The sequence below is a fragment of the Okeania sp. genome (genome assembly GCF_983059655.1).
Genome location: NZ_CEZPJD010000157.1, coordinates 1 through 12565, shown reverse-complemented (window position 1 = coordinate 12565; position 12565 = coordinate 1). Strand labels below are relative to the sequence as shown.

Here is a 12565-nt window from a genome sequence, read left to right as displayed (position 1 = left end):
TACGAACAAAACCTCGTCCTCGGAATGATTTATCTAAGATAAGAGCGATACTCATGCCTAATATTAATTCTAGAAAAATGGAGATAGTTGTAAATATTGTAGTGTTCCATAAACTTTGCCAAAAACGACCATCATTTAACATTCGACCGTAGTTTGTTAAGCCGGAAAAAATAGGCTTTAATTCAGTACCTAAATTTTCTGTAAATAGACTTAGCCAAAAAGCTCTGCCAATAGGATAAACAAATACGAATAGTAATACTAGAATAGCTGGTAAAATCAAGAACCATCCTGTTAATTTTTCTCTTTTTTCAATTATGTTTATTGTCATTAATTTCTACGGTTTTTGAGCAATAGGTTGGGAATAAATAATAGCTTTTTATAGCCACATTAAACAGCTATAAGTATGTAGGAGAGAAAATTTACAACTACGTCATTGCGACTGGAACGGAGTGGAAGGAAGCAATCTCAAGAGTTTCAACTGCATCAACATTTCCTTATATAGTGACGTTTATTTGTGCCTACTTAATTAGGTATAAAAAAATGTTCCATTAAAACGCCATTGCCAAATATTTCTGCATCTCCCCATCTCCCCATCCCCCCATCTCCCCATCTCCTTCTTCAAGTTCCCAACAAAGCACGAGTTTCTGCTGCTGCAGCTTTCATTGCTAATTCTGAAGTACGGGAACCAGTTAAAGCAGCACTAAGATAACGTTGTAAAATATCTGAAGCTTGAGCATATTGAGCAATGGGAGGACGTAATACAGAATTTTCAACTACTGGAAATAAGTTTGGTAAGTAAGGAAATTCTTCTACTAGAATCTTGTCATTAAAAAGTGATTTTCTCGCCGGAACAAGACCTGTTGCTAAAATAAACTTACGTTGAACTTCTGGTTTGTTGAAGTATTGAATAACTTCCCATGCTTCCTCTGGATGTTTTGTACTTTTAACTATTCCTAATCCCCATCCACCAGAGCAAGCTCCACTTTCTTTTCCTGAAGCATGAACCATTGGTTTAATAGCAAAATTTTCAGCTATTTCTGATTTTGATGCTAATGGATATACATAAGGCCAATTGCGCAGAAAAACAGTCTTACCACTTTGGAATAAACGACGGGTTTCTTCTTCTGCATAAGTAGTTACTCCAGGAGGAGAAATTCCAGCGGTAATAGTTGTGCGTAAAAAGTCTACTGCTTCTATAGCTTCTGGTTTATCTAATCCTACTTCATTTGTTTCTGGATTAACCCAAAAACCTCCATAACCTTTGAGGATTTCGATAAACATTGCGGATAAACCTTCATATTGTTTACCTTGCCAAATATATCCCCATTCAACTAATCCTTGCTGTTGTAATTCTTGCGATATTTTGATTAGCTCCTCAAAGGTATTGGGAGGTTCAAATCCACCTTTTTTTAATAAGTCCGTGCGATAATAAAGCATACCTCCATTGGAGACTAATGGCATCCAATAAAGTTTATTTTTGTAAGTTCCTCCTTCTATATCTCCTGACACATAAGTTTCTTTTAATTGTTGTTTATCAATTTTTTCAGAAAGGTCTTGTAACCAGTTAGCAGCAGCAAATTTTGGCACCCAAACTGTATCCATATAAGCTAGGTCATAGGGTGAATCTCCTAGTAAAAAAGAGGAAGTATAAAGGTCTTCTACTAAATTAGTATCGTTAGGAGCTTTGACAATTTCTAAGTTAATATTTGGGTGATTTTTGTTAAAGTCTGTTTGAATTGGTTCTAATTGAGTAGCTGTGGTAGCTGACATTAATACTTGGATAGTTACAGGTTTTTCCTGGGTAAGTGCAGGTGAAATTGAGCTATATAAAATACCCAGGAAAGTTGCTATAATTAAAATGCTTATTTGGAATTGTTTTTTTAGTCTAATTATCAGGAATTTTAACCAGGCATGAATTTTTGGTATTAGTTTTTCTAGAGTAAGGTTGAAAAATTTAGTATGTTTCATTATTTTAGTAGATTCAAGAATAAACAATGACTTCTAGTTTTTAATTAAAGAGTTGACTAAGAGGTTGTCTGAGAAGTCTCATTTGCTACATTACTCGCCCCCTAAATCCCCCAAAATTGGGGGACTTTTATCAGCCAAGCTAATGGATTCTTGTTCCCCCCAGAATTGGGGGGCTAGGGGGGCTTCTATTCAGTATTAAACAACTTTTCAGATATCCTCTAAAAAGAAGTTTTTACTATATTTATCTAACTACAAGCTCTTAGAAAATGACAGTAATAAATAAAGCCAGATTTTCTATTATAATAGACTTGTATTTAATTTACGATGATACATTGCTTTGGATTATAACTTTGATTGGAATCCGGCCAAAGAAAAACAAAATATTCACAAACATAAATTAAATTTTCGTTTGGCATCAACTATTTTCAACGATCCTTATCAATTAACAATCTATGATGAAGAACATAGTCAATATGAAGATAGATGGATTACTATAGGCTTAGATGAAACGGGTATTTTAAGGGTTGTTGTCCATACCTTTAAAGAAATAAATAAATCCTCCTATCTAATTCGGATTATTTCAGCTCGTAAAGCTACTTTAACTGAAACTAAAGTTTATCAAGAGAGGCAATTATGAAATCAGAATACGACTTTTCCCAAGCAGAACAAGGCAAGTTTTACCATCCCGATGCTAAGTTTCATTATGAAAAAGCGATTAAAGCAATTATGCTCGCCCAAGAAGAATCTCGGCGAATGGGACATAATTTTGTCGGCACCGAGCAAATTCTTTTGGGGTTGATTGGAGAAGGAACTGGTGTGGCAGCTCAGACTCTCAAATCTCTAGGAGTCAATCTAAAAGATGCGCGCATTGAAGTAGAAAAAATTATTGGTAGAGGGTCAGGATCGGTTAAAGCAGAAATACCTTTTACCCCAAAAGCTAAAAGGGTATTAGAGTTAGCTTCAACAGAAGCTCACCAGTTAGGAGACAAAGAGATTGCCACAGAACATCTTTTATTGGCTTTAGTTCGTGAAGAAGAGGGAGTAGGAGCTAGAGTTCTGGAAAACATGGGGGTTAACCTATCACAAGTCCGATCTGAAATCATTGGCAGACGGAAAGGAGGAGGATTGTTTGAGGGACTTAGTGACAAACCGATTCAGGAAAATCTATTACAAAAGGAAGAGCAAGAAATGATTTATCAAAATCCAGAGCGTAGCCAAAAATATTTCTATTTAATAGAACAATTACTGAGGTCTCCTCAAAGTCAACATGAAAGTATTTTAGATGATAATTCTGAATTGCTAGATGCTGGATTAATTGAGATGATAAGACAGAGGGGCGAAGCTGAACAAAACAAGGGAAATATTCAGGATGCTGAGTTGTTAAATTCAATTGCAGAACAAATAACTAAAACTTTACCATCTCCTGTTTCCACTTCTTCTTTACCAGTCTCATCAGAGACATTGGAATCAAATAATCCTATAGCAGAAGAGGTGGATACAAGCCGCCAAATAAAATTTATTCTAGAGTTGCTTTCTCTAATTTTTGACCATGATGCCAATCCACAATATATTTATCCTTATTTACGAAAAAACTTAAACTTACTCAATGAAAAACTAATAGATATTTTGCAAAATCATGTTTTTCCTATGGTAAAAAATGTATCGCTAGAACAAGTTAATTGGATGGCTTATTCTTTAGGGAATTTAGGTACTCTTTTAATTAATTTTGACTATGGAGACAAGCCAACTAATATAGAAATTGCTATTGTATCTCTACAAAATTCTACATCAATTTATGGAAAAACAAAGGAAACGAATCCTAAAAATTGGATATTTACCCAAAGTGAATTAGCAAAAGCTTACCGAAATCGGCTCAGAGGAAATCCAGCAGAAAATATTGAACAATCTATTAGTATCTACTTAGAAATTTCAAAGTTGGAGGATCAAAATTCTACTGAGTGGGCTAATGGACAGCTTAATTTAGCTGTTGCTTATATTCATAGAATTCAAGGGAATAAAAAGGATAATTTCTGTTTAGCTGAGGAATGTTTTAAAAAAGCTTCAAAAGTTTACTTGGAACAAGACCTTGTAGAGGAATGGGCAGTTCTCGAATATAATTTCGGGAAATTCTATGATGACTTTATTAACTTCAAATTAGAAGAAGATACTGAAAAAATCACGGAACTTCGAGAAAAAAGTATTCAATGTTGGGAAAATGCTTTGCAAGTTTGGAAACGTTTAAGTCATGGAAAACAGTGGGGATACGCTCAGTACACTTTAGCTCAAGCTTATAATGAAAGAAAAATCGGCGATCCTATTGAAAATCAACAACGCTCTATTTTTCACTATAAACAAGCCTTACTATTTAAAACCAAACAAGATTATCCTTTAGATTGGGCTGAAACTCAGAAACATTTGGGTAATGCTTATCGGGATATGGGAACTAATCAAAATAACAATAGTTTTCGGATCGAAAACTATCAACAAGCTATTCACCACTATCGGGAATCTTTAAAAGTTTTCACTGAATCACAAGAAATTTTCACTGAATCACAATTTTCACAATTGAGAGAGAACATTACTAATCAAATTGAAGTATTACAACAATACTGCAATCCTCAAAAAACACCTACTGACGATAATGAATATATTAAAATAGCTCAGACTGGTAATCAAGATATTGAAGTAGATGTTAAGACTTTAAAAGATCTTATAGAGTTATGTAAAAAAGAAAATAATTTAAAGCTATGGGCAGAGTTACAAAATTTACTTGGCATGACCTACAAAGAAAGCTTGGAAGGTAATGTTAATGATAATTTACTTAAGTCTGTAAATTGTTATGAGAATGCTTTACAGTTTTATACAATAACAAATCACCCCAAAGAGTGGGCAGAATGTCAAATAAACTTAGCTAAAACTTATGAAATTTTGTTAGGTAAAGATCGAGAAAAAAATTTGCTTAAAGCAATTGAATGCTATCAACAAGTATGTCTATTTTATACCCGTGACAAATACCCTGAAAAGTGGGCTTGGAATCAAATCTATATAGCTATGATTCATAAACAATTTGTGACTGAAAGAGCCAAGCATTTAGAAAAAGCCAAACAATTTATAGAACAAGCTATTGAAGTTTTCTCAAATAAACCAGAATATCAAAAAAATTGGGCGAAAGCTATTACGAATCTTGCTATGATTTTGAATCTGAGAATTGAGGGTGATAAAGCTGCTAATCAAGAACAGGCAATTAAGCTATATAAGGAATCTTTAAAGATATTAACGAACAATACTTTTCCTAATGAATGGGCTATTAATCAGTGTAATTTAGCTAATACATATCTATCTCGTCTTAACGGCAAGAAATCAGAAAATATAGAAGAAGCAATTGAATATTGCAAGAAAGCTTTATCAGTTTATCAACGCCAATCTCATCGGAAAAATTGGTGTGAAGTAATGAATACAATGGCGAAGGCTTATTTTGACCGCCTTCAAGGAGACCCCATTACCAATAAAGAAAAATCACTTGATTATTATAATAAAACCTTAGAGGTACTTAATCAAGAAATTGATCCAGAAAAATGGGCTGAAATACAACATAATTTAGCAGCACTTTATACCGAACGAAAATCAGGGAATGTTAAGAAAAATCTACTAGATGCTATTTCTTGCTGTGAAAAAGCATTTTTAGTTTATACGAAATACCAATATCCTTTGAAATGGGCTGATACTTATATTGAATTAGGGATAGCTCATAGAAATCTTGAAGACTGGGAAAAATCAATTAATGCTTTTAATTATGCACTGGAAGTCTACCGAGTAGATAATTTTCCTGATAGATATCTTATAGTTAAAAACAATTTGGGGACTATTTATCTAAGGAGAGCAGATGAGGAATCTGATGTAAAATCTAAGTTAAGTTATTGTAAACAAGCTAGAAATTGTTTGGAAGAAGCATTAAAAATAGCTAATCAGAAAAGCGCGCCAGAACTGTACATATCTTTGCATACTAATTTAAATTCTATTTATATAGAGCAGTTGCGAATTTTATCAGTTAGCGGGGACGTAGTTGAACCTTCTGAAACGGCAAAAATCTTAGAAAATAGTCAAAAATGTTTAGCGCATTTTCAACAGCAAGGCGCTCAAGAGATGGTAGCTAACATATATTCCAATTTAGGTAAGTTTTATCAAAATATTCAGAATTTTCCATTAGCTTATGAAAATTTTGCCAGAGCTATTGATGAAATAGAAAATTTGAGAGTAGAAGTTATTTCTGATGAAGAATCTAAGCAAAAATGGTCTGCCAAATATGATTATCTTTATCGCTTTATTATTTCAATTTGTTTGAAACTGGGAGAGACTGAAGCAGAATATAAAAAGAAAGCATTTGAGTATAGCGAACGAAATAAAGCACTTAGCTTAGTAGAGCAAATTAATAGCCGAGATCGTTATCCCGATGGTCTATCTGCCATAGAAATTGAGCGTTTAAAAAGTCTCAAGCAAGAAATTATTAGAGTTCAGCAACGACTTTATATTGATGCTGCTTATCAACTTAATAACGATGTACTGAATCGGACTGCGCTGCGTCAACAGCTTGAAAATTTGGAAAAACAAAAAAATCAAATCATTCAGAGTAAAGAATCTGATTTTATACTTCAAGAACAGGTAAAACCACTAGATTTTCAAGAGATTAAATCTTTACTGACCCAATCCGACACTTGTGCTATTAGCTGGTATTTTTTGCCAAATACAGCGTTAGTAACTTTTATAATTACTCCACAGTTGTCTGAGCCTTATGTTTTATCATTAGATCACGAACCAGTATTAAAAGAAATCTTTGATTGGTTAGCTAGCTACTGGGAACAAAGCAAGGAAAAGGATAAAACTAAAGAATGGATAGATTCACTACCTTCTCGTTTAGAGTGTTTTGCTAGCGCTCTTAAGCTTAACAAGATTATTGAGAAATTGCAAGAACTTGAAAAGGTTTACAATACTCAATATAAAAAAATGCTGTTAATTCCTCATTGGTGTCTTCATTTAGTTCCCCTTCACGCGCTTCCTTTGTCTGAATCTAAGTGTTTAATAGATCACTTTCAGGCAGGTGTTAATTATATTCCTTGCAGCCAATTATTACACAAAATATCTTCGGATAGGAAACAACTTGATTTCAATAATTTTTTCGCTATTCAAAATCCAACTAAAGACCTCTCATTTGCTAGTTTAGAAGTCAACATGATCGAAAAATTAGTAAAACCAGTTGCACCTAATATTAAAATTTTACCTGAAGATTATGCAACAAAAATTAATCTATACCAAAGTCAAGAATTAAAAGTAGCTAACTGTATGCACTTTTCCTGTCATGGTAAATTTGTTCATCAAATGCCTCTATTTGCTGGTTTATTTTTAGCGAACAAAGAACCTTTAACATTAGGAGAGATATTTGAACTAGATTTGCGCAAATGTTATTTGATTACTTTGTCAGCTTGTGAAACAGGTCAAGTTGATTTTTATACTTTAAGTGAATATGTGGGATTACCTAGTGCTTTTCTCTATGCTGGTTGCTCCAGTATTGTTGGTAGCCTTTGGAGTGTAGACGATCAGGCAACAGCTTTTTTACTGATTAAATTCTATGAAAACTTACTACGACAACTAACTGAAAAAAATGAATTGAATGTAGCGACCGCTCTCAACCAAGCCCAACTATGGTTGCGGGATTCTACGACAGCCGAACTACAAAAATGGGTAAGCGAGTTAAAATTAGAAGGAGAGCTTGTCGAGCAAATTCAGGATGAGCTAGAAGATTTTTACCCTGGCGAACAACCCTACCAAAAGTCATACTACTGGGCAGGTTTTTGCGCTGTTGGAAAGTAAGCTGGAGATTTTTGTTTAATCTATCTAAACTACGAAGTATCACAAGTCAACTTAATAACTAAAAATCCTTGTTGAAAATGACTACTTATCGCCGACTTCAATTTCTTCCCCTTTTTATAGAAGAAAGACCAGAACTGTTTTCTACTGACGATCTTCAAGATTTGCTGCAAATCTTGGCCTCTTGGGAGAATAATCCTCCAGAAAATGCCAAGGAAATTCTCAGAGATTGGTATAAAGCACGACCACAAATTAGGGATGGTCTCAGAGACTTAGCACAGAAGAAGAAACAGTTGGAAGAAGTCCCACCCTCCCAAGCAAATCAATCTCCTCGTCTCACTGACTTCTTCCAAGAACTGAGCGAAAAGGTCAAGGAAAAACTATCTGAAATAACTAACTCAACGAAATCTGATTCAGCAAAACCTGACAAAAATCAGAACAATGACTAGAAAAGTCTATGCCCCCAATGTCCACTTATTTGCCTTTCATTTAAAAGAAAGCGATCGCCCCGACTTACTCTGGGACAAATGCAACACCATTCTCTCTAAAAAATTTGGCCTTACCAAACCCCTAGAAATTGAAGAGCAAATAGGATATCGGGTTGACTTGCTCAAAGACAAAACAAAGGATGATGTGGCTCTCCACTTTGAGAGTCAAGTCTCCCTAAATGCCACACTTCTCCCAATTACCGGACTTGCCACTCCCATCCGCATTCACGATACTTATACCCTTGCTCTCAATGTTCGCCGTCCAGAATTGGACGAAAATGGGAAAAAAACAAACCTCCTAAACCCAAACTTTCTGGAACTCCTTAACCCTTCGGGGTGCTTCATGCCTACTGAAATAGGGAGTTCTCTAGGTCAAACCTTACTCCTAACAGTTTGGTACACAGAAGAAAAACAGTGGTTGCCGTGGAAATCTTTACAAAATCGCCAACAACTTAGGGAACTTGCAGACAATTGTTTAAGAGAATTTATTCCTAATGAATATTCTTGCCCTGAATTTTATCGAGAAGATCAACTATTTGGCAGTCCTATTTTTGAATACGGCGTTCCCACTCAAGGAAAGGACTACTGCCATGTATTGGTTTGGATATTCTGTCAAACTGACACCGACAAGAAATTTACAGACCATTATTCATCTTTTGTTAATCTATTTTGTTATTTAAACAAGGTCGTCACAGCTTACAAACTCAGTCGTCAAGTTCATTATGTACTTTACGAGGAGTATCTAGCTATCGAACCCTATATTCAGGAAATTTTCCAGGGAATGCCAGTTGATAAAAATCTTACTCAAAAGGAATTAAATCAATTCAAAAAATACTTAAAAGACATTCCCCAAAAATATTTATCATATAATCAATTAACTCGTGACTTAGATAACTATCGTCTAACCATTGACATTAACGCCCAAAACTATAAACGAGAACTCAACGATATTCAAAGCCAACTTCCAGGGGAAAATCTCAGTTTCCTTTCTCAATTTTTTGACGAAGACTATCGCTTATTCAGAGAACAACTCCAATCGGACTTAGGCTACTTTCAGCATGGAGCAACATTACTAGAAAAGGCGATGACAGCTATTCAGGGAAGAGTAAACATAGAACAAGCTCAGAGCGATCGCTCTTTCCAAAATACTATAGCAATTATGGGTGTAGGTTTAACATCAACAGGAATTGGTGCTAGTTTTGCTCGATATATAGTTGCAGCAGATCCCGGAAAACCTATCTTACCACCGTTTTCTTCTAACCATCTCCATCCCTTGACTCAAGCACTATTTTTAAGTTTAGTTTTTGGTATTACAGGAGCAGCATTCACCGTTATTATTCAGATTCTGAAAAGGAGAATTGGCTGAATGAAGAAGTATTAACTGCACTTTGTAGTATCTGAATGTTCGGCAGGACTTAAGCACTGACAATAGATATAGGGTTTTGGTGTGTTACGCTAGCGCTTTTTCCTACGGAATGCTCTGCAAACATGTCGGCTCTTAGCCGAAACACACCCTAAAAATAGCTAAATATTAAGTTGTTTATTTATGGCTTTAACTTCTTTTATATAACACCATTTATCAAAAATAAATAGTTTACCAATTAATATCATGTCCGGATAATTAGTGATAAAAAAACTTGCTTAATATAACAGTTTTCATAAGGCGTGCGGTACATCAATGATCCCCCATTATTCCCCTTTTTAAGGGGTACTTCCAGTTCCCCCCTTTTCAAGGGGGGTTAGGGGGGATCTCCTGACTCTTCTCTCGTTATTTATCACTATTCAACCGGACATGATATAACTTATGAAAAATGATAAAATATAGGTAAAAAACATCAAAGTAATACCAATTTAAAAAATATTGTTACAATGAAATAAGTACAAAATAATTAAGCGCTCGCGCTCAAAGTTTTTGTACTCATTAAACCTTCTCCAAAACCATGATTGCTAACCAAAACACAAATTATATTCCTCCTGAAGAATATCTCACAGAAGAAGAACTCAGTCCCGTCAAACACGAATATATTGATGGACAAGTATACGCAATGGCAGGTGCTAGTGATGCCCATGTGACAATTGCTGGAAACTTATTTGCACTGTTAAGAAATTATCTCCGAGGCAGTGGTTGTCGTGTCTATATGTCAGATATGAAAGCTCATATAGAAACTACCAATACATTCTACTATCCGGACGTTATGGTAACTTGCGACACCAGAGATAAAGCTTTGCCAAATCATAAAAAATATCCTTGTTTAATAGTGGAAGTTTTATCCGAAAGCACAGAAGCATTCGATCGCGGTGATAAATTTGCCAATTATCAGCAATTACCAACCTTGCAAGAATACGTTTTAATTAACCAAAAACGCCAACGTGTAGAATGCTTTCGTCGTAATGCTGAAGGTCTTTGGGTATTGCACGCTTACACTCAAGGCAGTGAAATTCACCTGGCAAGCATTGACTTTCGGACTAGCATTGAGAATTTGTATGAAGATGTAACTTTAAAATAGGATTCATTAGCTGAAGCTAATACAGAAGATGTAGGGTGTGTTTAAGCGAAGCGTAACGCACCAAAAAATTTATTGTGATTTCTGACAACGGGAGCAAGATGCTCCCACTGACCAATTTATTGAGAACTAGATTAAGATGAAATTAAAAGATTTAGAATCCCAACTTTTGGCACTAACTCCAGCAGAAAAATTTCAAGCTATTCAACTTTTAACTCAAAGTTTGGCTAATACTTGGTCTGGTATTGAAAAAACTCCCGGTGTTTGTGGTGGTGATGCTTGTATTGCTAGTACTCGCATACCTGTGTGGGTGTTGGTGAATTATCGAAATTTGGGGGTAAGCGATACCGAACTTCTCAAGTGTTATCCTACTGTGCGTATTTCCGATTTAGAAAATGCTTGGCTTTATGCTGAAGCTAATGCCGAGGAAATCGAACGTGCTATCAAAGAAAATGAGGAGGCTAGAGCTAGACAATGATTTTGGCAAGGATGTACGGTTTTATTGTTGCCTTATCTGTGTATCTATCTGAACAATTCTTGTCTGAATACAAAAACAGGGGGTAGTGGACTGACATATCTAAAATGGTGCGTTACGATGGATTGTTGAATGACTCTCATAGTCTGAATTTTAGCCATCTAACACACCCTACAAATTTTGCTTTTTTCAAATTGGTACGATCTGAAAATGGCTGATAATAAAAATTGTTATGATAAAAATTTCTAAATACATATCAAAAAATATTAAACAAAAATGGCAGCAAACCAAACCAAGGTCTAAATTTATTCTGAGCTTTATACTATTGTGCTTGAGTGTCAGAGCGCTCCCTCTGTTTGCCCCCATTCGCTCTCAAGACATAGCTCAAAACCAACAAACCCTAGAATTTATCGACCGCAACGGTTTGCCACTCGGAACTATTCTTACCCGCGACCAAGAAAATACAGTAGTCGTCCCCCTAGAGCAAATTTCACCTCTATTTATCAACGCCATCATCGCAGCAGAAGACAAAAGATATTATCAACATGGCGCTCTAGACATGAAAGCAATAGGGCGATCGCTCCTCGAAGCTATCCAAGCTAAACAAATAGTTAGTGGAGCTTCTACTATCACCATGCAACTTGCCCGAATGTTGGAACCCACACCCCGCACCTTCGGCAACAAAGTTCGTGAAATTTGGCTATCTTGGCGCATCACAGCAGGGATGAACAAAAATCAAATCCTGCAAGCATATATCAACCGTTTACCGATGGGAGGAAATATCTATGGCGTAGAAGCAGCATCCCGTGCTTATTTTGGCATCTCAGCTATGGACCTCAACCTCGCCCAAGCTACTATTCTCGCTGCCTTACCAAACGACCCCACTGACCTCAACCCTTACTATAATTGGAGTCTGCTCAAACAACGCCAAATTTACATTCTTAAGCGCATGGTTGAAGACAATTATATTACCAGTGCTGAAGCTGAAAAAGTACTTGCGGAAAAAATAACTCTACAACCAAAAAATCAAGGTATTATTGCTGCGCCACACTTTCTATTTTGGTTATCTCAAAATCAATCTACTGTCATAAATCAAAACTTATCTACAACAACTATTCCTACAGTTATTCGTACTACTATTGATCGACCTTTACAACAATTTGTCACTACCCAAGTACAACAAGTAATTCAAAATCTTACCCCTTATAATGTGCATCATGCTGCTGCTATTGTAATTAATAATCAGACTGGAGAAGTATTAGCTTATG

Annotated in this window: 9 protein-coding genes and 1 pseudogene; 8 read left to right on the top strand and 2 right to left on the bottom strand. The window is 35.5% G+C overall.

The annotated features are described in order from the left end of the window. Both AC3DU7_RS11265 and AC3DU7_RS11260 read right to left on the bottom strand, forming a co-directional pair. On the bottom strand, positions 1–328 hold a 328-nt coding region (locus AC3DU7_RS11265), incomplete at its 3' end, for a carbohydrate ABC transporter permease (protein ID WP_488039440.1). 290 nt (positions 329–618) lie between these two features. Then, on the bottom strand, positions 619–1968 hold the full coding sequence (locus AC3DU7_RS11260; RefSeq protein WP_488039439.1) for an ABC transporter substrate-binding protein: 1350 nt from the start codon (positions 1966–1968) through the stop codon (positions 619–621). A 337-nt stretch (positions 1969–2305) separates the two neighbouring features. Here AC3DU7_RS11260 and AC3DU7_RS11255 point away from each other — a divergent pair, with 337 nt between their 5' ends. The 8 genes and pseudogenes from AC3DU7_RS11255 to AC3DU7_RS11220 all read left to right on the top strand — a co-directional run. Then, complete coding sequence (locus tag AC3DU7_RS11255; RefSeq protein WP_488039438.1) at positions 2306–2605, top strand: BrnT family toxin; 300 nt, start codon at positions 2306–2308, stop codon at positions 2603–2605. Positions 2606–2682: 77 nt separating this feature from the next. After that, a pseudogene (locus AC3DU7_RS11250) lies at positions 2683–3072 on the top strand (Clp protease N-terminal domain-containing protein); the annotation flags it as partial. Positions 3073–3156: 84 nt separating this feature from the next. Continuing rightward, positions 3157–7833 carry a CHAT domain-containing protein gene (locus AC3DU7_RS11245; protein ID WP_488039441.1) on the top strand — a complete coding sequence of 1559 codons (4677 nt, stop codon included), beginning with the start codon at positions 3157–3159 and terminating at the stop codon, positions 7831–7833. Between the two features lie 77 nt (positions 7834–7910). Next, positions 7911–8279 carry a hypothetical protein gene (locus AC3DU7_RS11240; RefSeq protein ID WP_488039437.1) on the top strand — a complete coding sequence of 123 codons (369 nt, stop codon included), beginning with the start codon at positions 7911–7913 and terminating at the stop codon, positions 8277–8279. Beyond that, the gene (locus AC3DU7_RS11235) at positions 8272–9684 is read left to right on the top strand and encodes a hypothetical protein (RefSeq protein WP_488039436.1); all 1413 of its coding nucleotides are present in this window, start codon (positions 8272–8274) and stop codon (positions 9682–9684) included. Before AC3DU7_RS11240 ends, AC3DU7_RS11235 begins: the two co-directional genes overlap by 8 nt. Positions 9685–10258: 574 nt before the next feature. Further along, positions 10259–10825, top strand: coding sequence for a Uma2 family endonuclease (locus tag AC3DU7_RS11230; RefSeq protein ID WP_488039435.1), 567 nt, complete (start codon positions 10259–10261; stop codon positions 10823–10825). A 136-nt stretch (positions 10826–10961) separates the two neighbouring features. Next, positions 10962–11300: a DUF433 domain-containing protein gene (locus AC3DU7_RS11225; protein WP_488039434.1), complete on the top strand. Its 339-nt coding sequence runs from the start codon at positions 10962–10964 to the stop codon at positions 11298–11300. A 229-nt stretch (positions 11301–11529) separates the two neighbouring features. Further along, positions 11530–12565, top strand: a 1036-nt coding sequence (locus AC3DU7_RS11220) for a transglycosylase domain-containing protein (protein ID WP_488039433.1), incomplete at its 3' end; no start/stop codon positions are given.